The sequence below is a fragment of the Streptomyces sp. NPDC006733 genome, assembly GCF_040636125.1.
Classification (GTDB): Bacteria; Actinomycetota; Actinomycetes; order Streptomycetales; family Streptomycetaceae; genus Actinacidiphila.
The window spans coordinates 50,840-71,943 of sequence record NZ_JBEYJD010000032.1 but is presented as its reverse complement, the minus strand read 5'-3'; the positions used below and the strand labels follow the sequence as shown (position 1 = coordinate 71,943).

23 protein-coding genes are annotated in these 21,104 nt (G+C 71.7%); 9 read left to right on the top strand and 14 right to left on the bottom strand.

Annotation, left to right across the window (positions count from 1 at the left end):
* Positions 1-738: a Phenylacetic acid catabolic protein gene (locus tag ABZ721_RS26590; RefSeq protein ID WP_358791221.1), complete on the bottom strand. Its 738-nt coding sequence runs from the start codon at positions 736-738 to the stop codon at positions 1-3.
* 161 nt (positions 739-899) lie between these two features.
* Positions 900-1,313 (bottom strand): PaaI family thioesterase, encoded by a 414-nt coding sequence (locus ABZ721_RS26585; RefSeq protein WP_358791220.1) that lies wholly within the window; start codon positions 1,311-1,313, stop codon positions 900-902.
* A 24-nt stretch (positions 1,314-1,337) separates the two neighbouring features.
* Between ABZ721_RS26585 and ABZ721_RS26580 the strand changes: the two genes are divergently transcribed.
* Complete coding sequence (locus tag ABZ721_RS26580; RefSeq protein WP_358791219.1) at positions 1,338-1,925, top strand: helix-turn-helix domain-containing protein; 588 nt, start codon at positions 1,338-1,340, stop codon at positions 1,923-1,925.
* A 13-nt stretch (positions 1,926-1,938) separates the two neighbouring features.
* On the opposite strand, the gene ABZ721_RS26575 is transcribed toward ABZ721_RS26580, so the two are convergent.
* A complete protein-coding gene (locus ABZ721_RS26575) occupies positions 1,939-2,577 on the bottom strand; it encodes a response regulator transcription factor (RefSeq protein WP_358791218.1) in 639 nt (212 codons plus the stop codon).
* 476 nt (positions 2,578-3,053) lie between these two features.
* The gene (locus ABZ721_RS26570; protein ID WP_358791269.1) at positions 3,054-4,121 is read right to left on the bottom strand and encodes a glycoside hydrolase family 19 protein; all 1,068 of its coding nucleotides are present in this window, start codon (positions 4,119-4,121) and stop codon (positions 3,054-3,056) included.
* Between the two features lie 221 nt (positions 4,122-4,342).
* On the opposite strand from ABZ721_RS26570, the gene ABZ721_RS26565 reads away from it, so the two are divergent.
* Positions 4,343-4,891, top strand: a complete 549-nt coding sequence (locus ABZ721_RS26565; RefSeq protein ID WP_358791217.1) for a 2'-5' RNA ligase family protein — start codon at positions 4,343-4,345, stop codon at positions 4,889-4,891.
* A 276-nt stretch (positions 4,892-5,167) separates the two neighbouring features.
* Here the strand turns inward: ABZ721_RS26565 and ABZ721_RS26560 are convergent, their stop codons facing one another.
* Genes ABZ721_RS26560 through ABZ721_RS26530 form a run of 7 tightly spaced genes read right to left on the bottom strand, consistent with a single transcriptional unit; the run spans position 5,168 to position 12,361 of the window.
* Positions 5,168-6,622 carry a PHB depolymerase family esterase gene (locus ABZ721_RS26560; RefSeq protein ID WP_358791216.1) on the bottom strand — a complete coding sequence of 485 codons (1,455 nt, stop codon included), beginning with the start codon at positions 6,620-6,622 and terminating at the stop codon, positions 5,168-5,170.
* A complete protein-coding gene (locus tag ABZ721_RS26555; RefSeq protein ID WP_358791215.1) occupies positions 6,619-7,536 on the bottom strand; it encodes an alpha/beta fold hydrolase in 918 nt (305 codons plus the stop codon). Before ABZ721_RS26555 ends, ABZ721_RS26560 begins: the two co-directional genes overlap by 4 nt.
* Entirely contained in the window at positions 7,533-8,690 is a 1,158-nt protein-coding gene (locus tag ABZ721_RS26550) for a branched-chain amino acid ABC transporter permease (RefSeq protein ID WP_358791214.1), read from the bottom strand. Before ABZ721_RS26550 ends, ABZ721_RS26555 begins: the two co-directional genes overlap by 4 nt.
* Positions 8,687-9,574, bottom strand: coding sequence for a branched-chain amino acid ABC transporter permease (locus tag ABZ721_RS26545; protein ID WP_358791213.1), 888 nt, complete (start codon positions 9,572-9,574; stop codon positions 8,687-8,689). The genes ABZ721_RS26550 and ABZ721_RS26545 overlap by 4 nt, the downstream gene beginning before the upstream one ends.
* Positions 9,574-10,335: an ABC transporter ATP-binding protein gene (locus ABZ721_RS26540; RefSeq protein ID WP_358791212.1), complete on the bottom strand. Its 762-nt coding sequence runs from the start codon at positions 10,333-10,335 to the stop codon at positions 9,574-9,576. The genes ABZ721_RS26545 and ABZ721_RS26540 overlap by 1 nt, the downstream gene beginning before the upstream one ends.
* Positions 10,332-11,129, bottom strand: a complete 798-nt coding sequence (locus ABZ721_RS26535; protein ID WP_358791211.1) for an ABC transporter ATP-binding protein — start codon at positions 11,127-11,129, stop codon at positions 10,332-10,334. The genes ABZ721_RS26540 and ABZ721_RS26535 overlap by 4 nt, the downstream gene beginning before the upstream one ends.
* Before the next feature lie 2 nt (positions 11,130-11,131).
* Positions 11,132-12,361, bottom strand: coding sequence for a substrate-binding domain-containing protein (locus ABZ721_RS26530; RefSeq protein ID WP_358791210.1), 1,230 nt, complete (start codon positions 12,359-12,361; stop codon positions 11,132-11,134).
* A gap of 390 nt (positions 12,362-12,751) precedes the next feature.
* Here ABZ721_RS26530 and ABZ721_RS26525 point away from each other — a divergent pair, with 390 nt between their 5' ends.
* The 3 genes from ABZ721_RS26525 to ABZ721_RS26515 all read left to right on the top strand — a co-directional run bounded on the left by ABZ721_RS26525 (position 12,752) and on the right by ABZ721_RS26515 (position 14,356).
* Positions 12,752-13,414 carry a beta-glucanase gene (locus tag ABZ721_RS26525; RefSeq protein ID WP_358791268.1) on the top strand — a complete coding sequence of 221 codons (663 nt, stop codon included), beginning with the start codon at positions 12,752-12,754 and terminating at the stop codon, positions 13,412-13,414.
* A gap of 152 nt (positions 13,415-13,566) precedes the next feature.
* Complete coding sequence (locus tag ABZ721_RS26520) at positions 13,567-13,956, top strand: hypothetical protein (RefSeq protein WP_358791209.1); 390 nt, start codon at positions 13,567-13,569, stop codon at positions 13,954-13,956.
* A gap of 124 nt (positions 13,957-14,080) precedes the next feature.
* Positions 14,081-14,356, top strand: coding sequence for a DUF2087 domain-containing protein (locus ABZ721_RS26515; protein ID WP_358791208.1), 276 nt, complete (start codon positions 14,081-14,083; stop codon positions 14,354-14,356).
* A 67-nt stretch (positions 14,357-14,423) separates the two neighbouring features.
* Here ABZ721_RS26515 and ABZ721_RS26510 read toward each other — a convergent pair whose 3' ends face one another.
* The 3 genes from ABZ721_RS26510 to ABZ721_RS26500 form a co-directional block, all read right to left on the bottom strand.
* A complete protein-coding gene (locus ABZ721_RS26510) occupies positions 14,424-16,130 on the bottom strand; it encodes an MFS transporter (protein ID WP_358791207.1) in 1,707 nt (568 codons plus the stop codon).
* 194 nt (positions 16,131-16,324) lie between these two features.
* A complete protein-coding gene (locus tag ABZ721_RS26505; protein WP_358791206.1) occupies positions 16,325-16,603 on the bottom strand; it encodes a DUF4190 domain-containing protein in 279 nt (92 codons plus the stop codon).
* Positions 16,604-16,659: 56 nt separating this feature from the next.
* Positions 16,660-16,818: a hypothetical protein gene (locus tag ABZ721_RS26500; protein ID WP_358791205.1), complete on the bottom strand. Its 159-nt coding sequence runs from the start codon at positions 16,816-16,818 to the stop codon at positions 16,660-16,662.
* Between the two features lie 102 nt (positions 16,819-16,920).
* On the opposite strand from ABZ721_RS26500, the gene ABZ721_RS26495 reads away from it, so the two are divergent.
* From ABZ721_RS26495 to ABZ721_RS26480, 4 genes are all read left to right on the top strand, one after another.
* Positions 16,921-17,541 (top strand): TetR family transcriptional regulator, encoded by a 621-nt coding sequence (locus ABZ721_RS26495; RefSeq protein WP_358791204.1) that lies wholly within the window; start codon positions 16,921-16,923, stop codon positions 17,539-17,541.
* A gap of 145 nt (positions 17,542-17,686) precedes the next feature.
* Complete coding sequence (locus ABZ721_RS26490; protein WP_358791203.1) at positions 17,687-17,878, top strand: DUF1059 domain-containing protein; 192 nt, start codon at positions 17,687-17,689, stop codon at positions 17,876-17,878.
* A 191-nt stretch (positions 17,879-18,069) separates the two neighbouring features.
* Positions 18,070-19,539, top strand: a complete 1,470-nt coding sequence (locus ABZ721_RS26485; protein WP_358791202.1) for an aldehyde dehydrogenase family protein — start codon at positions 18,070-18,072, stop codon at positions 19,537-19,539.
* On the top strand, positions 19,536-21,080 hold the full coding sequence (locus ABZ721_RS26480) for an APC family permease (RefSeq protein ID WP_358791201.1): 1,545 nt from the start codon (positions 19,536-19,538) through the stop codon (positions 21,078-21,080). Before ABZ721_RS26485 ends, ABZ721_RS26480 begins: the two co-directional genes overlap by 4 nt.
* Positions 21,081-21,104 lie beyond the last annotated feature (24 nt).

Genomic DNA, 21,104 nt, shown 5'->3' with positions numbered 1-21,104 from the left:
TCAGGAGAACTGCAGCTGCGAGGGGTCGACCTTGGGGACGGAGAAGCCGATCTTCTCGATGTGCTCGGCGATCGCGGTCTTGTACAGCTCGCGCAGCTCGCCGTTGTCGTTCTTGCGCAGGCCCCACCGGACCGCGAGCCGGCCGCGGCGGGAGTCGGGCCGGCCGAACATGTCCAGCGCCATCGGGTAGAACTTGTCCAGCGCCTGTTGGGCCCGGTCCCGCGACTGCGCGTCGGCGTCGTAGGCCTCCGACATCAGGCGCTTGCCGTAACCGAAGTGCCGGGCCTCTTCCTTGAGGATGGCGTCGGCCTCGACCCGCAGCGGGCCGTAGGTGCTGGTGGTCATCTCCTTGATCTGGAAATGCCCTTCGAGTTCGCACAGGAAGCTGAACGCGGCGCGTTCCTCCCAGACGGTGAACTGCGTGGTCATGCTCTCGGCCGGGAAGTAACGCCGGTCCGCCACGGCCTGGTTCACCATGTGCGACGTGTCGACGCCGAGCGGGGCGAGCAGCTTGGCGAAGCGCCGGAAGTGGTCCACCTCTTCCATGCCGAACTTGAGGCACATATAGCGCTCGTCGGCATTGGGGGCGAGCGGATAGAACGAGTCCACGTAGGTGTCGCCCGCGCTCAACTCGCCCTCGCCATTGGCGAGCATCTGATGCGTCAGCACCTCGCGGTATTCCTCAGGGAGTTCCTTGACGCTTTCCAGATCCACGGTTTCCGAAAAGACGGACGCCATACGAATTCTCCTCCGGGTAGCTGAGGAAATTCAGCCTAACCGGGGGGTTCGCGGCGTCGGTAGGCCACGTTGGGGCCCTATCGGCGGGGCACTAAGGGAGTATGCCGGTGGCACCTACGGGGTACCCGGGGGGTACTTTTCGGGCCCGTGGACCGGCTCGGTCAGACGCCGTTGCGCTCCGGCGGCCGGATGTAGGTCAGGGTGTGGTGGGAGACGATCTTGCCGGCGGTGTCGGTCGTGGTGGCGGTGCCGTAGACGATCAGCCGGCCGGGCCGCAGGATCGTGGACTCGCAGACCAGGTCGGTGCGCGCCGGGCCGAGGAAACTGGTCGTCATCTGCTGGGTGACGGACGGGTCGTCCGCGCCGAACAGCGACATGATCGCGATCCAGCAGGTGACGTCGGCCAGCGTCATGGCGCAGCCGCCCTGCAGGACGCCGCCGGGGCGGAAGAGCTCCGGGCGCTGCGGCAGGGAGACCTTGGCCTGCCCTTTGCTGACGGCCTCCACCCGGAATCCCCACCAGGGTCCGAAGGGGCTGGTATCGAGAACGGCCTGAGCTGCGTCGACATCCATCATCGCAATAACATAGCATCGTTCGGTATGTCGACGCGCAGATCCAACGTGGAGCGAACCCGCCAGACGCGCGGCCAACTGACGCGCACCGCCCGCGAGTTGTTCAGTGAGCGCGGGTACTCCTCGACCACCATCGCGGAGATCGCCCGCAGTTCGGGGGTGACGACCGGTGCGCTGTACCACCACTGGGCCGGCAAGGAGGCGCTGCTGGTGGACGTCGTGCACGACATCCACCGCGAACTCGCGCTACGGATCCAGGCCCTGGACGGCGGGGACGAGCCCGTCGCGCGGCTGCTGCGCTCCGGGCGGGCGTTCCTCGCCCTGTGCGCCGATCCCGCCGTCGCCCGGCTGCTGCTGCTCGACGCGCCGGCGGTGCTCGGCTACGAGCGGTGGCGGCAGATCGACGAGCAGTGGTGGCTGTCGGCGACGATCCGGCTGGTGGAGCAGGCCCGTCCGCCGGCCGCGTCCGACGGCGCCGAGACGTCCCGGCAGCTCGCGCTCGCGCTGCTGGGCGCGCTGACCTACCTCGGGCACGAGGTCGCCATGAAGGGCGAGCAGGCGCTCGCCGGTGCGGGACGGACGTACGACGTGCTGCTCACGTCCCTCCTGAGGTGACGGCGGGCCCCGGTCACCGCTTGGGGCCGAGCTGGGAGACCAGCAGCGCCGCCTCCACCCGGTTGGAGGCCGAAATCTTGATCATCGCGCGGTGGACGTGCTTCTTGACCGTGTTCTCCGCGATGTGCAGCGTCGAGCCGATCTGCTTGTTCGTCATCCCGTCGGCCAGCAGCAGGAGGACGTCGTTCTCCCGCGAGGTGAGGTTGGAGATCGCGGCCGGGGCGGAGGGGGCGGGGTACTCGGTGCTGATGTCGGACAGCCGTTCGTGGGGCAGCAGGTACACCGCGCAGCCGCGGCTGACCAGCGAGATCACGCTGGCGAAGTCCTCCTGCAGGATCTCCAGGTCCATGAACCCGGCGACCTTGGCCCGCAGCGCGTCCTGGATGGTGACCAGCGAGTCGTGGCACCACAGGACGATGATCGAGGCGTGCGCACCGATCAGCCGGACGAGATGTCGGAACCGCTCGGCGGTCAGGGTGCGGAGGTTGAGCAGCACGATGTCGGGGTGCGCACGGTCCACCGCGCTCAGGACGCCGGCCACGTCCTGGGCGACGCCGGCCACGTCCAGTCCCGGAGCTTCCCTCGTCATCGCCATCAGCCCGGATCGGGTCACGACCTGGTCATCGGCGATCAGCAGTTGTATCTGAGCCATGTTCGGCGTCCTGCCTTCCCCCGTATGGCCGTCTGCGGGCCTCTCGTGGAGGGCCGTGCCAACGACCACAAGATCGAATAAAGTCGGAACACCCACCGCAAACAAGCCGCGCCTCCCTATGGTCAGGGGGAGGACGCGGCAATGAGGTCAGCTTCCCGGACGGTCGGCACAGCGCACTTCCTCGGGGAGTAAAGCGATCCAAAAACATTCCGTGCGGACGGTATACGGGCGCACAGCAGAAGAAGGCCTACATGCGGGGTGTCCGACGTGTGGCCTTCTTCGGTCCATTGGAATCCTCCGCGTAGCCTACATCACGGTAACTCGCATGGGGAGACATGAATGAGATATTCCGGATAAGGCTATTGACAGCGGCGCCGACTGACCGAATCAGCCACTCTTTCCGAAAACAATCGGTTCTCCGGTGACCGGTCATGGTTCTGGGATTCACCGTGGGCCGCGTGTGCGGTCAGCGGGCCTCAGCAGCCGAGGTTGTTGCCCGCCGGGACTCCGAGGATCTGGACGAAGCGCTGGTAGGCGTCGATCCGGCTCTGGACCTGGGCGGGGTTGCCGCCGTTGCACTCGATGGATCCGTTGATGCTGCGGATGGTCTCACCGAAGCCGCGGCTGTTGACCATGGCGTTGTGCGGGGTCATGGTGCCCGGCCCGTTCTGGGTGTTCCAGTACCACAGGCCGGTCTTCCAGGCCACGGACGAGTCGGTCTGGACGAGGTTGGGGTTGTGCAGCAGGTCGATGCCGAGCGCGTCGCCCGCGGCCTTGTAGTTGAAGTTCCAGCTCAGCTGGATCGGGCCGCGCCCGTAGTACGCGGACTGGCCGGCGGGGCAGCCGTAGGACTGGCTCGCGTCGCAGTAGTGGGGGTAGTTGGCGGTGTTCTGCTCGACGATGTAGACGAGCCCGCCGGTCTCGTGGTTGACGTTGGCGAGGAAGGCGGCGGCCTCCTGCCGCTTGACGGTGTCGCTCCCGGTGTTGGCGAAGCCGGGGTAGGCGCCGAGGGCCGCTTTCAGGCCGCTGTAGGAGTAGAACGAGTTGCGGCTCGGGAACATCTGGTTGAACTGGGCCTCGCTGACCGGGAATCCGCCCTGGCTCGGCGGCGGGGTGGTCGGCGTGCTGCCGCAGGTGTACGGCTCCCAGTACCAGGTGCTGATGACGGGGTCGTAGCCGGGGTTGTCGTGCTCGGCCTGGTACGCCTTGCCGTCGGTGTACTTGACGATGTCGCCGGTGACGTAGGCCCGGCCCGCGACCCACGCGGGGTAGTCGCACGAACCGGTGCCGCCGGTACCGCCGGTGCCGCCGCCCGTACTGCCGCAGGCGCCCTGGTCGGCCCAGACGTCCGCGGTGCCGGGCGTCTCGTTCTGGGTCCACCACTTCGCGGACCAGTTGTGACCGTTGTAGGAGGCGGAGAGTCCGCCGGTGTACACGGTGGAGGAGTTCCACGCGGTCGTACACTGCGCGGCGGAGGCGGTGGACGCCAGCGGTACGAGGACCGCCAGGCCGACCGCGACGATCAGAGCGGTGATGAACGCCATGATCCGTTGTTTGGACACGGGGCCACTCCTAGTGGGGGGTTGAGTGGGTGGATCGCCCTGCACTCAACCGGATTGGTCTGGACCTGTCAAGGTCCGTACCAATATCCGCCGAGGTCGCGGCCGTCGGGAGGTTCCGCATCCGCCGTGGAGCCGTCCCCGGCGCCTGCGATAGCCTGCTGGCCGGCGAGCGCGGGACGACGGACGGGACCGGGACCGGAACGATGGCGTCACAGGACAGTGCGCGGCCCGCGGCCGGCCGGACGGCGTTGGTCGTCAAGGTCCCGGCGGCGGAACCGCTCGTCGGACCCTGGCGGCAGCGCCTCGACCCCGCCGCCGCGACCGGGGTCCCGGCCCATGTGTCGGTGCTCTACCCGTTCCTGGACCCCGCGCGGATCGACGACACCGTCGTCGGCGCACTGCGGGAGGCGCTGGGCGCGCACGCGCCGTTCGAGATCGGCTTCGCCCGCTGCGGGCGCTTTCCCGGGATGCTCCATCTCGTCCCGGAGCCGGACGGCCCGCTGCGCGCAATCACCGCCGACGTCTTCGGCCGCTGGCCGGAGGCGCCGCCGTACCGGGGCCGCTACGCCGACGCGGTACCGCACCTGACCGTCGCCTACAGCGCGGATCCGGCCGAGCTGGACGCGGTCGAGGCCGACCTGGCGGGCGGGCTGCCCCTCGCCGTCCGCGTCACGGAGGTCCAGCTGGTGGTGTGGGACGGCGCACGGTGGCACGACGCGCAGACGTTCCCGCTGCTCGGCCGGGACCGCTGACCGGGACCCCGCCGCTGGGCCGTACGGGTCAGCGCGTCAGGCAGGGACAGGACGTCACGCTCTCCAGATCCACCGGGCAGCCGTTGTCCGGTCCTCTGACGCAGGCCCCCTCCCCGCAGCACGAGCAGTTGCCGCAGGAGGTCGAGAGCAGCCGCGGCTGCCGGGAGATGCGGTCCGGTCCGTTCGTTTCACGATGTTCGTCCACAGTGGACTGATATCACCCCTGTCCGCGGTCCGCCCGTGGTCGGCCCCGGCGCGGGGGCCGACCACGGGGCGTCACGCCGGGCAGCCCGTGTCGGCGAGGGTGAACCAGCCGGCCGGGGACTCGCGCAGGGTGTGGGTGGTGAAGACGTTGTACAGGCCCATGTTCTGGTTCGAGCCGTTGGCGTAGGTGTAGCCGCCGCTCTGGTGCGCGCGACCGGCCGCGACGTGGCTGTAGTTACTGGCGGTGAAGCACCGGGGGGCGGTCCCGGTGGTCGTCGCCGTGACCGTCGCGGAGACGGCGCCGGTGGCGCCGGTGGAGTCGACCGCGGCGACGGTGTACCCGTAGGCGGCGCCGGGGGCCAGCCCGGTGTCGGTGTACGACGTCGACGCGGTGGACCCCACGGCGGTGCCGCCGCGCCGGACGGAGTACGAGACCGCGCCGTCGACCGCGTCCCAGGTCAGTGACACGGTGCTGCCGGTGGTCGCCGTGACCCGGACGCCGGTGGGCGCGGGGAGCGCGCCGGGCGCGGTGGGGGAGCCGTCCAGGCCCCAGAACACGGCGGTGTGGTAGCTGGAGCAGACGGTGTTGAGGAAGTAGGCGCCGGCGGTGCCGCACTGGCTTTCGCCGGAGCCGGGGTTCACGGCCAGTCCGTGGCCCATGCCGGAGATCGAGTACAGCGCCACGGCCGGACGGCCCGTGCTGTCGGCGTAGTTGCTCACGGTGGTGTTGCCGGGCAGGTTCCGGGTGCTGGTCGCGGCCTGGCCGACGCCCAGGACGTCGGTCCACTGGTCGCGCAGCTCGGTGCCGTTGACCGGCTTGACGGTGGAGTCCGACGACCCCTGCCAGATCGCGACGCGCGGCCACGGCCCGGTGTACCCGGGGAAGGCGGCGCGGACCTTGTCGCCCCACTGCGCGGGAGTGAGGTTCTGGCTGTTGTTCTGGCACGACGAGGCGGCGTTCTGGGTGGTGGCGCAGTGGGCCGGCAGCCCGGAGTCGACGGCGCCGCCGGCGAACACGTCGGGGTAGTCGGCGAGCAGGTCGGCGGCCATGCCGCCGCCCGCGGACAGGCCGGTGACGAAGACCCGCCGGCCGTCGGAGCCGAGCTGCGCCCGGGCGTGGTCCACCATCTGCACCACCGAGGCCGCCTCGCCGCGTCCGCGGGTGTCCTTGGCCGCGTCGAACCAGCTGAAGCAGGACAGGCTGTTGTTGGCCGTGCCGGTCTGCGGGTAGACCACGGCGAAGCCCCACAGGTCGGCGTACTTCTGCCAGCCCGAGTGCGCGTGGTAGTCGTTCGCGGTCTGCGTACAGCCGTGCAGCGCGACGACGAGCGGGGCGCCGGCGGGCAGGTTCGCCGGCGTGTACTGATACATCGTCAGATTTCCCGGATTGGAGCCGAAGCCGGTCACCTGCTGGTAGGTGCCGCCGGCCGCGGCGGCCGGCCCGCCTACCAGCCCGGCGGCGAGGAGCCCGAGGACGAGGATCACGCCGAGGCGCCGGACGAGGCCGCGCAGGGTGGACGGAATCATGACGGACCTGCCATTTCCACGAGGTGCCGGGCCACGGTGCGGGCACCGTCGTCCCCGATGAGGATGGTGTAGTGGTTGGTGCCCGCCAGCATCAGCGCCGTGACGTTCGGGTGGTCCAGGCCGGCCGCGGCCAGCCGCCCCTCGTCGTACAGCCCCTGCGGCTCGTCCATCAGACCGCGCTCGGCCCACAGCAGCCGGGCCTCGCCCGGCAGGTGGTGGACGGCGGCGAGGACCTCCTCGGAGAACAGGTCGACGCCGTCGGTGCGGACCGCCTCGATGCGGCAGGAGGACCGCAGTTCCGGCTCCTGCCCCACCAGGTCGCGCTGCACGTAGTCGTCCACCCACGGCTCCCAGGGCGAGCCGATGGCCGGATGCGCCTGCCAGAAGGACCGGTAGGCGGCGCGGTCCGGGAAGGTCATCGACAGCCGGCTCATCGCCGGTCCGATCACCGCCGTGATCAGCTCGTCGGGGGCCAGCTCCAGCGGGGCCGGGAACCCCACGGCGCCGTCCACCAGCAACAGGGTGGAGAACCGGTCCGGGTGGCGCACCGCGGCCAGGGCGGCGGTGAAGGCGCCCATGGAGTGCCCGGCCAGCAGCACGCGCGGCGCCCCGGCCGCCGCCGCCACGGCCGCCGCGTCATCGGCGTGGCGGGCGATCCCGTACGGTCCGGGCAGCGCCGCGCTGTGCGCCCGCCCGCGCAGGTCGGGGGCGAGCAGCGTGACGCGGCCCGCCAGGTGGTGGGCGACGCGCGCCCAGGACAGGGCGTTGCCGGTGATCCCGTGCAGCGCCAGCACCACCGGTGCGTCCGGCTCGGTCGCGGGCCAGCGCAGGACGGCGAGGTCCCCGCCGTCGACGGGAACGGTGAACTCCTCGAACGCCGCCGGTTCGACGGCGGGGATGGGCTGCTGCGTCATGGCGCGGGGGTCTCTTTCCGTTCGGCGGGCTCGGCATCTGCCATGGTGCGGCCGGCGGCCGCCGGGGTCCGGGCGGCGCGGATCCGTTCCGGCAGCCGCACCACACCACCGGGCAGCAGGTACACCACCGCGACGAAGACGCTGCCGAGCAGGAACAGGGGCTGGGAGAGCGGCACGCGCAGCACCGCGGGCAGCCCGGCCACCGCACCGGACCCGGCGAGGTCGCCGAGGCGGTGGTCGGCCCAGGTGTACAGCACCCCGCCGACGAGCGGCCCCCAGCGCGAGCCGGACCCGCCCAGGACCACCATCACCAGCAGCGACAGGGTGAAGTCGGACGTGGTGCTCCGCGGGGTGGCGCCGCCGGTCAGCAGCAGGTAGACGATGCCGCCGAGGGCCGCCAGCGCGCCGGACAGGACGAACGCCACCAGCTTGAACCCGTAGGGCCGCAGTCCCAGCACCTCCACCCGGCGCTCGTTCTCCTTGATGCCCTCCCAGACCCGGCCGGTGGGCGAGCGCACCGCCAGGTGGACGGCGAGCAGCGTGACGACGAGGTAGGCCAGGGCGATCCAGTACAGGTTGACGGTGTGGTCGATACCCACCAGGGAGGCGGGCAATCGGTCGGCGGGCGCGGCGCGCCCCTCCTCCCCGCCGGTGAGGCCGCCCGGGTCGCGCTGCACGAGGATCGACCCGGCCTGGGCGAACGCCAGGGTCACCATTGAGAAGCCGATGCCGTTCACCCGCAGGCCCACCGAGCCCAGCAGCGCGGCCAGCGCGGTGCCGAACAGCAGCGCCAGGAGCGCCGAGGTGGCGAAGGGCAGCCCGGCCTCCAACATGATCGTGTTGGTGGCGTAGCTGCCCGCGGCGAAGTACAGCGCGTGCCCGAAGGAGAGCAGGCCGGTGCGCCCCAGCAGCAGGTCGTAGCCGGTGGCCAGGGCTCCGAAGACCAGGCACAGGGCGAGCAGTTGCAGGCTGCCGGGGCTGCCGATGGGGCCGTCCAGCAGCCCCGGCAGGGGCAGCGCGCTGTACGGCGCGGTCAGCAGCGCCAGCAGGACGGCGGCCGGCCACCAGCGGGCGACCTGCCGGCGCCGGCCGCGGCCGGCGGCGGTGGCGGGGCGTTCGCGGACGGAGTCCTGCGTCTGGGTCGTGGTGGTCACGCGAGTCTCCCGGTGAGGCCGCGCGGCCGGACGAGGAGCAGCGCGGCGAGCAGCACGACCACGGCGAGGTCGCCGAGTCCCGCGGTGGTGTAGTAGTTGGCGAACTGCTGGACGAGGCCGACGGCGACCGAGGCCAGGGCGGCGCCGGTGACCGAGCCCATGCCGCCCATGACGACCACGACGAAGGCGAAGATGAGCAGCGAGGTGCCCTGGCCGGGGTCGACGGACCCGAAGTACAGGCCGCTGAGGGCGCCCGCCAGCGCGGCCGCGGCCCCGCCGATGGCGAAGACCAGGGTGAAGGCCCGGCGGACGTCGATGCCCAGCGCCGTGACCATGGCCCGGTCCTCGACGCCGGCGCGGACGACCAGCCCGTGCCGGGTGCCTCCGAGGAAGAGCTTCAGGGCCGCGAGCACGACCGCTGCGGCGCCGATCAGGACGAGGCGGTTGACGGGGATGTGGGCGCCGAGCAGGTCGAACGTGCCCGACAGGGCCCGCGGTCCGGGGAAGGGACGGGCGTCGGCGCCCCAGATCGCGGAGAGCAGCGCCGGGATCGCGAGCCCGACGCCGACGGTGGCGAGGACCTGTTCGCGGGGGCGGGCGTACAGCGGTCGGATCAGGGCCAGTTCGAGCAGGACGGCCGCCGCGGCTCCCGTCGCCGTGCCGAAGGCGACGGCCAGGACGAACCCGGATCCGCCCGGCCCGGCTCCCGGGAGGTGGCCGGACGCGGCCCACCAGGTGCCGTAGGCGCCGACCGACAGCAGGGCGCCGTGCGCGAAGTTCAGGACGTCCATCAGTCCGAAGATGAGGGACAGGCCGGACGCGACGAGGAAGTACAGCGCTCCCAGTCCCAGCCCGGTGAGGGCGAGCAGCACGATGGTGGGCATCAGAAGCCGTCCTTCCCGAGTCCCGCGGCCCGCGCCGGTGTTCCGCCGGTCCGCCCCACGCCCAGCAGCCGCCGCATGGCCTCGGGGTCGGCCAGCAGTTCGGCGGCGGGGCCGCGGTGCGAGGTGCGGCCGTCGGCCAGCACGACGCAGTGCTCGGCGAGCCGCCGCACCATGGCGAGGTTCTGCTCCACGAGCAGGACGGGTACGGCCTGGGCCGCGCGTTCCAGTACGTGGGCCACCTCGGTGACGACCTTGGGCGCGAGGCCCTTGGTGGGCTCATCGGCGATGATCAGCCGGTTCCCGTTCAGCAGGGTGCGGCCGATGGCGACCATCTGCTGCTGCCCGCCGGAGAGGGTGCCGGCCGCCTGCCTGGCCCGCTGCCGCAGTTCCGGGAAGAGTTCGTGCACCAGGGCGTAGGCGGGTTCGCCGGCCCCCCGCCGCTCGGCGAGCCGCAGGTTCTCCGCGACCGTCAGGCCGGCGAACACCCCGCGGTCCTCGGGCGCGTACCCGATGCCGCGGCGGACCAGGGTGTGGGTGGCCAGCCGGACCGTCTGCTCGCCGCCGAACAGGACGCTGCCGGTGCGCGGCACGAGCCCGAGGACGCCGCGGACCGTGGTGGTCTTGCCCGCGCCGTTGCGGCCCAGCAGGGCGGTCACCCCGGCGGCGGCGACCTCGAGGTCGACGCCGTGCAGGATGTGCCGGCCGCCGATGACGACCCGCAGGTCGCGCACCTCCAGCAGGGGAGCTGCCGGGGCGTTCACAGCGCCTCCCCGAGGTAGGCCTGCTGCACGGTGGCGTCGTCCATCACCCGGCGCGGGGTGTCCAGCGCGAGGAGCGTGCCGTGGTGCATCACCGCGAGCCGGTCGGCCAGGCCCAGCAGCACCTCCATGTGGTGCTCGACCATCAGGACGGTGCGGCCCTCGTCCCGGTGCAGGGAGCGGATGAGGTCGGTCAGCGCGGGGACCTCCTCGGCGCTGACACCGGCCATCGGCTCGTCCAGCAGCATCAGCCGCGGCTCGCCGACCAGCAGCACCGCCAGTTCGAGTTTGCGCTTCTCGCCGTGCGACAGGCTCGCGGCCGTCGCCTCGGCGCGCTCCCGCAGGCCGGTGCGCTCCAGCACCTCGTCGACCTGCCGCTGACGGCGGTCGGCGCGCCGCCAGATCCGGTACGAACCCCCGGCGGCCGCCTGCGCCGCCAGCCGTACGTGGTCGGCCACGGTCATCGCGGGCCACAGGCTGGAGGTCTGGAAGGTGCGGCCGAGCCCGCGCCGCGCCCTGGCCGGGACGGACTCGGCGGTGATGTCGGCACCGTCGAGCACGATGGTGCCGCGGGTGGCCGGGACGAGTCCGCTGATGAGGTTGAACAGGGAGGTCTTGCCGGCCCCGTTGGGGCCGATGAAGGCGAGGAACTCACCCTCGCGCACGGCGAGGGAGACGTCCTCGACGATGGTGGCGCCGCCCACGGTCCAGCCGACCTGGTCGAGCCGGAGGACGGGGGCGGGGGCCGGGCCGGGCCGGTTCGCGGCGCCCTGCGGGGTACGGGTGGCGGAGGTCATGGTCAGCCCGCCGTCGGCTTCACGGGGGGCGCGACCGCGGCCATGGGCAGCGTCGTGAGCCGGTGCGGTGCGGCGGACGCGCCCGTCCCGGTCAGCCGGGCGGTGAACATCGGCTGCAGCAGGGCGTGGTCCTGGGCGCGGATCCGCTCGCTGCCCTTGGGCCCGTTGAACGTCCAGTCCTCCAGCGCCTTGACCATCGCCGCGGTGTCGGTGGCGCTGCCGGACTCGATGGCGTGCACCACCATCTGGGCCGCGGTGAAGCCGTCGGGGCTGAACAGGTCGGGCGTGCCGCCCGCCTTGGTGATGCCGTCGAGCATCGCGGTCTCCACCGGGCCCGCGGCAGCGCCGGGGAAGTAGTGGGCGAGGAAGGACACCTTGCCGCCGGCCGGGCCGAACACCGGGTACGAGGCGGTGCCGGCGAGACCGGTCACCACCTTGGCGGCGTCCAGCACCCCCTGCTGGTTCAGCGCCGTCCACAGCGCCGGCGCCGAGGCGCCGGCCCACGCCACGAAGACCAGGTCGGGCTTCGCGGACTTCACCTGCTGGGCGAACGGGGTGAGGTCGCCGGCACCGGGCGGGGCCAGCACCGAGCTCACGCGGGCGCCCCGGGCGCCCAGCACGGCCTTCACCGCGGCCACGTTGGCCTGCCCGAACGCCGAGTTCTGCGCGAGCACCGTCACCTTGCGGCCGCGCGGGTCGCCGAGCAGCGAGCCGGCGGTGAGGATGTCCTGGTAGGACTGGCGCCCGGAGCGGAAGGTGTACTTGTTGATCCCGGTCACCGCGTCGGTCGCCGCGGGGCCGCTGACGAACAGCACGCGGTTCTGCGCCGCCAGCGGCGCCATCTGCAGGGCCACCCCCGAGTCGGTGGTCCCCGCCAGGATCCTGACGCCCTTGCCGAGCAGGCTCTTGGCCTCGGCGACGGCCTTCGCCGGGTCCCCGGCGTCGTCCTGCTCGACGACCTCGACGGTGTGGCCGCCGGCCTTGCCGGTGCCGTGCGTGGCGTAGGCGAGCCCCGCGGTGAAGCCCTCCCGGTACTGCTTCCCGTACGCGGCGAGCGGCCCGCTGCGGGAGTAGACCAGGCCGACCTTGACGGCGGCGGAGTCCGCGCCGTCCGCGGAGGTGCCGCCGGCCGTGCCCGCGGCACTGCACCCGGCCAGCACCGCGCCGGCGGCCAGCAGGGACAGCCCGCGGAGGAATCTGCTGCTCGTGGTGCGCGATGTACGCAAACGCATGGTGACCGGCTCCCGCAGTGGTGGTTGGTTGCGCAAACCGTAGGAGCCCGTCGCCGCACCGGACATGTGCCGGACCCACCCTCCCGGCGCGCCCGACATGGTGGACGGGACCATGACCATCGGCGGCCAACTGCTGGCCGGGGGCGCGCCGTCGGGGCGGATGCGCCTGCCGGGAGCCGCCGCGACGCAGGTCGCATCGTACGAGTGGTTTCGCCGGCCGTTCCGGGCGTACGGGGAAATGCCGCGCTTAGCATGGAATGCGGTGGAAATCTCCTCCCGCTCGTCGACAGGAGGGACGCCGTGAACCAGCACGGATCGGTGCTCCGGGAATGGCTCACCCACAAACTCGGGCCGAAGGCCTCCGTCCCCGCTCCCGGCGGGCCGCCGCCGGTGGAGGGCACGCCCCGTTTCACGGCCGACTTCACCAGCGAGGAGCAGTGGGTCGCGGGCCGGTCCTGGGCGTATCCGGAGGGCGGTCCGGTCAATCCGGGGGACGACAAGCTCGACCACCTCGTGCCCGACGCCGACTACAGCCGCACCGGCACCTTCCGCGCCACCCGCCGCCCCGACGGCAGTTGGGACACGGGCCTGCTGACCACGGAGGGCAGCGCGCAGGAGTTCACCGTCCGCACCGGCGACACGCTGCGGACCCGGGTCAGGCTGCCCGAGGAGATCGGGGCCTGGCCGGCCATCTGGACGTGGCGGGACGGCCGGAACGAGATCGACGTCTTCGAGTACCACCCCGACAATCCCGGTCTGCTGGAACTGTCGAACCATGTCAGGGGAGCCCACCGCTCCTACACCGACGCGTCGGTCCTCCCCGGGGCGTGGGTCGATCTGCAGGTCGAGTTCCGCGCGCGATCCGTCATCTGGTGGGTCAACGGCCGGCGGGTCTTCGCGGACCGGAAGGGGGTGGGCCGCGGCTGGCACGCCTACGTGATCGTGAACCTCTCGGTGTCCGCGGGCAGGTACCACCCGGCGCCGGAGGAGGGGGTGACGGCGATGTCGTACGAGGTGGCCCACCTGACCGTGCACGGCCCCGCCCGCTCCTGAGGGAGACGGACACTTCGAAGAACATGGAAGTGATTGCCCCGTCGCCGACCGTGCGGCGAAGCTGAAGCGCGTCATCAAGGAGCGCGGGCCGCGGACGGCGGATTCGGTGCGGAGACCCGGCGCTCCCCTTCACCTCACTCGGGGGTTGCCTCATGCGCAAGAAGATCGTTGTGTCCCTGGCCGCCACCGCCTCGCTGGCGGGCGTCATCGCGACGGCTCCCACCGCGTCGGCGGAGGCCAGTCCGCCCGACTGCCCGAAGGGCAATGTCTGTGTGTGGGACAGCTCCGTCACGGGCGGCCCGACCGTGATCAGGACCGAGCACAACTGGTACGGCTCCCACACCTTCGGGCACTGGGGCGGCTCCATCTTCAACAACGGCGTCCGGTACCCGGGCGCGGACCACATCCAGGCCACCTGGACCTTCGACGGCAAGACCTGGGACCGGTGCCTGCACTACAACCCCGGGCCCGGTGAGTACGCGATCCGTGGATTCGCCACGGGGGTCACCCTCAAGAGCCTGGTGTGGCGCGGTGAGTGCTGATGAGGTGAGCACGCACGGAGCCGGCCCGGGCTGACGTCGGACGGCTCGGCACCCCACGCGCCGCTCCACTCGCCGCGCCGAAAACACGTTGCCGCGGCGGCGCCGGGGGAGGAGGGTTCTGGGCATGTCCGACAACGAACACAGCAGCACGCGAGGGGTGTCCGACCTGTTCTCGCGGGGGAGGCTGGTGGCCATCCCGCGCAAGGCCGCCCGTCGTGAGCAGCTGCTCGTCCACCTGACGCGGACGCTCTTCGAGCGGGACCGCGCGTACGTCGAGCGCGAGATCAACGAGGCGCTGCTCACGGTGCACGAGGACAGCTCGGCGCTGCGGCGCTATCTGGTGGAGGGCGGCTTCCTGGCCCGGACGAGGGACGGCGCCACCTACCGGCGGGTCGACTGACCCGTTCCCGTATCCGTCCCCGTCCGCGGCACCGGAGGTCCGGTGCCGCGGACGGGGACGTCTGCCGTCAGGCGCGTTCCGCCGTGAGGGCCGCCAGCTCGCGGTCGACGGCGAGGCGGTGCGCCTCGGCGTCCTCCTTGGCCTTCTTCGGACTCCACCGCCCGGCCATCACGAAGATGAACGGCAGGAAGAGCACCTGGCCGCCCACGCACACCCACCACCAGGTGCGCCACTGCCCGGGGCCGTCCTCGGCGGCCTTCTGGACCTTGGGCCCGTACTCCCGCAGCAGCTGCAGCTGCGGCTGCGCCTTCTGGACCACCGCGAGGTCGGCCGGGCCGACCTCCCGCACCGCGCGAGCGGTGAGGTCCGGCGGGATCGCGGTCGGCGGGAACTTGCCGAGTTCGGCGAAGAGTTCCTGGTGGGCGCCGACGATGGCGAGGGCCGGGGCGGCCTGGGCCTGCGCCACCCGCACCTCCGTGCCGTGGTCGACCAGTGGGGTGACGGCGGTGACGAGGACCGGGATGAACGCGGCCGAGACGGCGACGACGGCCCGGATGATCCAGCCCCAGACGGCCAGGCCGGTGGCGGTGGCCGCCGGGTTGTGGTTCTCGACCGTCTCGGTGAAGCTCGCCATCCACGGCGCGTAGGCGAGCCCGGCGAAGACGCCGATGCCGACGAAGAGCCAGGCGAACGTGTAGTAGTCGGTGCCCGGGTGGGTGGCGCGCGTCGCGAACGCGGCGGTGACCGCGATCGAGCCGAGCGCGCCCACGACCATGAACGGTTTGCGCACCCGCAGGCGGTCCGAGAGCAGGCCGGCCACCACCAGGGCGATGGCGTTCGCGGCCCAGTACCAGTTGGCCACCGCGTTGGCGCGCTGCTCGGTGTAGCCGAAGACGGTCGCGAAGTAGACGACGAAGTTCCCGACGGCGGCGAAGTACAGCAGCAGGAAGACGCTGATGGCGAACGCCGAGCCGACGACGTCCAGCCGCAGCATCTGGCGCCAGTGGCCCTGCTGGACGGCCTGGACGTCCAGGCCCTTGGCGCGGGCCTCGATCAGGGTGCGGTCCCGCAGGCTGACCATGATCTGGTCGCGCAGCGCGGGGGAGAGCTCGCGCAGTGCGAAGAGCGCGATGACGAAGACGCCGAGGCCGGCGGCGCCGGAGTAGCGCAGCTCGTCCTGCCAGCCGGCGGTGTCGAGGGTGTGGCTGGTGACCGTGGTGACGACGAGGCTGCCGATCACCGGGCCCATCGTCCAGTACCCCATGGCGGTGGCCCGCCCGAGCTGGGGGGAGAAGTCGCGGATCAGCGCGGGGGTGGCGACCAGGACGACGCCCTCGATGAAGCTCACCAGGGTGAAGAGGACCAGGTACACGCTCTTGGAGGAGGCGTTGGGCAGTCCGAACAGGACCAGCAGCCCGGCGATCAGCAGTCCGTAGACGACCATGTTGGCCCGTCCCCAGCGGTCCGCGAGGCCGGCGGCCAGGGAGGCGAAGGCCCCCACCGCGTTGCCGACGACCGAGACCCAGATGAAGTAGGTGTACGTCATGTGGAAGTGCTCGATGATCGACGTGGCGACCGCGTACTGGATGTAGAGCATGTAGTACAGGACGACGGTGGTGATCACGACGATCGCCAGGTAGGCCATGCGGGGGCCGGTGGCCGGGTAGTGCGGCAGGTCGCGGCGCCACAGGCGCGCGGCCAGGCCGGGTTCGGGGCTGCTGGGAGGCTCGGGGACGGCATTGGCGTCGTCGTGCAGCGACGGGGGCGTGGCCATGCGGCTCCTCCTGGATACGGATGTGCCGAGCGGTAGCGCCTGCGAGGGGCGTGGCCAGAGGGTAGTACCGACCAGTCGGTACGCCTAGATGTCTGCACGAGGATTCGCGGCCGGTGGGGCGAAGGCGGGGCGAGGCGGGGCGGGGTGCGGACGCGGGGCGGTCGGCCGCCGGGGGCCGGCGGCCGGCGGGGGCGTCAGAACTGCCAGAGCACGCCGTCGTTGGCGACCGTCGTGACGACCAGGATGACGAGGTCGGCGATGCCGAGGGCGAGGCCGAGCAGGGCGCGGCCGCGGCGCTGGGTGCCCTTGGCGAGCGCGGTGCAGGCCAGCGCGATGGCGCAGGGGCCGAGCACGAGGTTGAGGACGAGCAGGCCCGGCAGTCCGAGCAGGAAGGAGGCGACGGCCATGCCGTCGGCGTCCCTGCGCTCGCGGGCGGGGTGGCGGGTGGTGGACGAGGTGAGCTGGGCGTTCATGGTGTTTCCCCCTTGCTGGACGGTGTGGCGCGGGACGGTCGCGGTGGCCGCGCCGGTCAGCGGTGGTTCCGGACGCGGGCGATGCCCTCGCGGACGCCGAAGGCCAGCAGCCAGGCGACGATCAGCGCCGAGGCGACGGTGAAGACCGACAGCGAGGCGTGCGCGGCCGCGCCCATCAGGACGCCCATGGCCACGAGGAGTACGACGAGGCTCATTTGCGGTTCCCCCTTCGGGAGTTGGGAAGTTCGGGTAACAACTGTTCACTGAGTAGGAGTCTATCCTGGCGTAATTGAGAGAACACCTGTTTACTGAATGACATGAGTCACACCACCGGCGTCCGTCAGGCCCGTAAACAGCAGACCCGCCAGGCCCTGCTGGATGCCGCGCTGGGCCTGCTGGAGCACCAGAACCTGAGCAGCCTCGGGCTGCGCGAGGTCACCCGTGCCGTGGGCGTCTCGCCCACCGCCTTCTACCGGCACTTCCGCGACCTGTCGGATCTCGGCGTGGTCCTGGTCGAGGAGTCGCTCGGCAGCCTGCACTCGGTGATCCGGGCGGCGATGGCCGAGCAGCGGGATCCGGACCGGCTGATCGACCGCACGGTCGAGATCATCGCCGGCCACGTCCTCGACCACCGGCCGCACATCCGCTTCATCGCCCGCGAGCGGCACGGCGGTGTCCGCCCGGTCCGCGAGGCCATCGCCCTGCAGCTGCGGCACTTCGCCGATGAGGTGGCCGCCGGCCTGGCCCTGCAGCCCGCCTCCGAGGGCTGGACGGCGGACGACCTGCGGATGCTCGCGGAGCTGTACGTGGACCACATGGTGACGACCGCGTCGCAGTTCCTGGAGGCCGCGCCGGAGGACGAGGAGCGCATCGCCTCCACCGCCCGCCGCCAGCTGCGGGTCATCAGCCTCGGCCGGCGGCACTGGCTCGACTCCTGAGAACGTCGCAACCTGGTGCTCTTCAGTAGAAATGCCTATATTTGTGCTAAAGAGCCCCAGCGCCTGCCGTGCGGCCGTCGCCCAGCGCCCGCCCGGCGCTCGCGGGCCGGCGGCGCGGCGCCCACGGGCGGAGTGGAGGTCTGTCATGCGCAAGGTCGCCGACTGCCGGGACATGCCCAGTGAATCCGGGTGCACGCTGACCATCGCCGGTGAGGAGGAGGAGGTCGTCCGCGCCGCGACCGAGCACGCCGTGTCGGTCCACGGGCACACGGACGGCCCCGAACTGCGCGACGGGGTGCGCGGGATGCTCAAGGACGAGGCCCCGCAGCACGCCTGAACGGGTCCGCGGCGGGGCCGCCGCATTGACCCGAACGGGTGTGCATGCTTTCCCGATTCGTGGAGAGGTACGCGGAGGGATGCCGTCCGGTTGGCCGCGCGTGTGCTGCGGCGACCGGGCGGCCGCCTTAGTGTCGGGTAACAGACCGTCACCAGACCGTACAGCCCATCACGAATCGCACAGGAGCCTTCATGCCGGAGCTGTTCATCGGCGGCCAGTGGACCGCCGCCTCCGCGGGGCAGGTGCGCGAGATCCGCTGTCCGGCGGACGGCAAACTGGTCGCCACCGTGGACGAGGCGGGGCCCGAGGACGCGGCCGCCGCGGTGGGCGCCGCCCGCGAGGCGTTCGACCACGGGCCCTGGCCCGGCACCCCGGCCGCCGAGCGCGGACGGCTGCTGCTGCGCGTCGCGGACCTGCTGGAACGCGACAGCGCCGCCTTCGCCCGCGCCGAATCCCTCGACACCGGGAAGCGGCTGGTCGAGAGCGAGTACGACATGGCCGACATCGCCAACTGCTTCCGCTACTTCGGCAACCTGGCCGCCGCGGGCGGCACCGACCGGGTCGTCGACACCGGCAACCCGGAGACCGACAGCAGGATCGTGCACGAGCCGGTCGGCGTCTGCTCACTGATCACCCCGTGGAACTACCCGCTGCTGCAGACCGCCTGGAAGGTGGCCCCGGCGCTGGCCGCCGGCAACACCTTCGTGCTCAAGCCCAGCGAGCTGACCCCGCACACCGCCATCCTCCTGATGGGGCTGCTGAAGGAGGCCGGCCTGCCCGACGGCGCCGCCAACCTCGTCCTCGGAGCCGGAGCCGTCGCGGGAGCGCCGCTCAGCACCGACGAGCGCGTGGACCTGGTCTCCTTCACCGGCGGCCTGGTCACCGGACGGCGCATCATGGCCGCCGCGGCCCCCACCGTGAAGAAGATCGCCCTGGAACTGGGCGGCAAGAACCCCAACATTGTCTTCGCCGACGCCGAGTTCGACACCGCCGTCGACTACGCCCTGATGGCGGTCTTCCTGCACTCCGGGCAGGTCTGCTCGGCCGGCGCCCGGCTGCTGGTCCAGGACGAGCTGCACGACCGGTTCGTCGACGAGGTGGTGCGGCGGGCCCGGGAGATCCGGCTCGGCGGCCCCTTCGACGAGGACGCCCGCACCGGCCCGCTGATCTCGGCCGCGCACCGGGAGAAGGTCGAGGCGTACGTCGCGGCCGGCATCGAGGAGGGCGCGGTGCTGCGCTGCGGCGGCGCCCGCCCCGACGACCCGGCGCTGGCCGACGGCTACTACTACCCGCCGACCGTGCTGGACGAGTGCACCGCCGACATGTCCGTGATCCAGGACGAGTCGTTCGGGCCGGTACTGACCGTCGAGCGGTTCCGTGACGAGGCCGAGGCGATCGCGCTCGCCAACGCCACCGTCTACGGCCTGGCCGGGGCGGTCTGGACGCAGGACGGCGAACGCGCGCACCGGGTGGCCGCCCGGCTCCGTGCCGGCACCGTGTGGATCAACGACTTCCACCCCTACGTGCCGCAGGCCGAGTGGGGCGGCATGAAGCAGTCCGGTATCGGCCGGGAGCTGGGTCCGGCCGGACTGGCCGAGTACCAGGAGGCCAAGCACATCTGGCGCAACACCGCCGCGCGCCCGCAGCGGTGGTTCGAATGAGCGACTCCGGCCGGGCGGCTCCGCCCGCCGCCGGCGCGGAGGTGGACAGCGACGCGGCGCTCACCGAGCTCGGGTACAAGCCCGGGCTCAAGCGCACACTCGGCAACTTCCACACCTTCGCCGCGGGCATCAGCTACATCTCCATCCTCACCGGCACCTTCCAGCTCTTCTACTTCGGCGTCAGCTTCGGCGGCCCCGCCTACTGGTGGTCCTGGCCGATGGTCTTCGTCGGCCAGCTGATGGTGGCGCTGTGCTTCTGCGAACTGGCCGCGCGCTTCCCCGTCGCGGGCTCGGTCTACAACTGGGCCAAGCAGACCGGCGGCCCGCACGTCGGATGGCTGGCGGGCTGGATGATGACGGTCGCGACCATGGTGTCGCTGGCCGCGGTGGCGCTGGCCTACCAGCTGACACTCCCGCAGATCTCCAGCATCTTCCAGGTCATCGGCGACGGCACCGGCAAGTACGACGCGGCCGCCAACGCCGTCCTGCTGGGCACGATCCTGATCGTCTTCACCACCGTCATCAACGCCTTCGGCGTGAAGCTGATGGCCACCATCAACTCCACCGGCGTCTTCATCGAGCTGATCGCCGCGGTCGTCCTGATCATCCTGCTCGCCGCGCACATCACCCGCGGCCCGAGCGCCATCATGCACACCGACGGGCTCGGCCAGGGCCAGTCGCTCGGCTACTTCGGGGCGTTCCTGACCGCCTCGCTCGCCTCGGCCTACGTGATGTACGGCTTCGACACCGCGTCCTCGCTCGGCGAGGAGTCCATCGACCCGGCCCGCAACGCGCCGCGGGCCATCCTGCGCGCCCTCGTCGCGTCCTTCGTCCTCGGCGGGCTGATCCTGCTCTTCGCGCTGCTGGCCACCCCGGACCTGCACGCCAAGGAACTCTCCGTGGACGGGCTGCAGTACGTGGTGAAGGCCGCGCTGGGCGAGACGATCGGCCAGGCCGTGCTGTGGTGCGTCGTCATCGCGATCACGGTGTGCGCGCTGTCGGTGCAGACCGCCGGGCTGCGACTGGCCTTCGCCATGGCCCGCGACAACAACCTGCCGGCCGGCTCCAAGCTCGCCAAGCTGCACCCGCGGTTCCAGACACCGGTGCTGGCCACCTGCGTGATCGGGCTCGTCGCGATCGCCATCCTGGTCGTCAACATCAACCAGCCGCAGATCTTCTCGGTCGTCACCAGCATCGCCATCATCATGATCTACATCGCGTACCTCATGGTCACCCTGCCGATGCTGGTGCAGCGGCTGCGCGGCGGATGGACGCCGTCGACCGAGAACTTCTCCCTCGGCCGCTGGGGCCTGCCGGTCAACGTCCTCGCGGTGCTCTGGGGCACCGCGATGACGATCAACCTGCTGTGGCCGCGCGCCGAGGTCTACAACGCCACCGGCCCGCAGCACTGGTACCTGCGCTGGGGCGGCGTCCTGTTCGTGAGCGCCGTCGCGGTCGGCGGCTTCGCCTACTACTGGTTCGTCCAGCGCAAGAAGACCGGCGTGCTGTCCGAGCACGCCTTCGGCACCCCCGCACTGTGAGCACGGACCGCGAAACGAGGAAGA

Excerpts from the sequence above, each read along its gene's own strand:
- ABZ721_RS26495 (WP_358791204.1), top strand. The coding sequence starts at position 16,921 with ATGAGTCACACCACCGGCGTCCGTCAGGCCCGTAAACAGCAGACCCGC.
- ABZ721_RS26590 (WP_358791221.1), bottom strand. The coding sequence starts at position 738 with ATGGCGTCCGTCTTTTCGGAAACCGTGGATCTGGAAAGCGTCAAGGAA.
- ABZ721_RS26500 (WP_358791205.1), bottom strand. The coding sequence starts at position 16,818 with ATGAGCCTCGTCGTACTCCTCGTGGCCATGGGCGTCCTGATGGGCGCG.
- ABZ721_RS26510 (WP_358791207.1), bottom strand. The coding sequence starts at position 16,130 with ATGGCCACGCCCCCGTCGCTGCACGACGACGCCAATGCCGTCCCCGAG.
- ABZ721_RS26580 (WP_358791219.1), top strand. The coding sequence starts at position 1,338 with ATGTCGACGCGCAGATCCAACGTGGAGCGAACCCGCCAGACGCGCGGC.
- ABZ721_RS26530 (WP_358791210.1), bottom strand. The coding sequence starts at position 12,361 with ATGCGTTTGCGTACATCGCGCACCACGAGCAGCAGATTCCTCCGCGGG.
- ABZ721_RS26575 (WP_358791218.1), bottom strand. The coding sequence starts at position 2,577 with ATGGCTCAGATACAACTGCTGATCGCCGATGACCAGGTCGTGACCCGA.
- ABZ721_RS26545 (WP_358791213.1), bottom strand. The coding sequence starts at position 9,574 with ATGCCCACCATCGTGCTGCTCGCCCTCACCGGGCTGGGACTGGGAGCG.
- ABZ721_RS26565 (WP_358791217.1), top strand. The coding sequence starts at position 4,343 with ATGGCGTCACAGGACAGTGCGCGGCCCGCGGCCGGCCGGACGGCGTTG.
- ABZ721_RS26520 (WP_358791209.1), top strand. The coding sequence starts at position 13,567 with ATGCGCAAGAAGATCGTTGTGTCCCTGGCCGCCACCGCCTCGCTGGCG.
- ABZ721_RS26585 (WP_358791220.1), bottom strand. The coding sequence starts at position 1,313 with ATGATGGATGTCGACGCAGCTCAGGCCGTTCTCGATACCAGCCCCTTC.
- ABZ721_RS26555 (WP_358791215.1), bottom strand. The coding sequence starts at position 7,536 with ATGACGCAGCAGCCCATCCCCGCCGTCGAACCGGCGGCGTTCGAGGAG.
- ABZ721_RS26515 (WP_358791208.1), top strand. The coding sequence starts at position 14,081 with ATGTCCGACAACGAACACAGCAGCACGCGAGGGGTGTCCGACCTGTTC.
- ABZ721_RS26480 (WP_358791201.1), top strand. The coding sequence starts at position 19,536 with ATGAGCGACTCCGGCCGGGCGGCTCCGCCCGCCGCCGGCGCGGAGGTG.
- ABZ721_RS26570 (WP_358791269.1), bottom strand. The coding sequence starts at position 4,121 with ATGGCGTTCATCACCGCTCTGATCGTCGCGGTCGGCCTGGCGGTCCTC.
- ABZ721_RS26535 (WP_358791211.1), bottom strand. The coding sequence starts at position 11,129 with ATGACCTCCGCCACCCGTACCCCGCAGGGCGCCGCGAACCGGCCCGGC.
- ABZ721_RS26490 (WP_358791203.1), top strand. The coding sequence starts at position 17,687 with ATGCGCAAGGTCGCCGACTGCCGGGACATGCCCAGTGAATCCGGGTGC.
- ABZ721_RS26505 (WP_358791206.1), bottom strand. The coding sequence starts at position 16,603 with ATGAACGCCCAGCTCACCTCGTCCACCACCCGCCACCCCGCCCGCGAG.
- ABZ721_RS26485 (WP_358791202.1), top strand. The coding sequence starts at position 18,070 with ATGCCGGAGCTGTTCATCGGCGGCCAGTGGACCGCCGCCTCCGCGGGG.
- ABZ721_RS26560 (WP_358791216.1), bottom strand. The coding sequence starts at position 6,622 with ATGATTCCGTCCACCCTGCGCGGCCTCGTCCGGCGCCTCGGCGTGATC.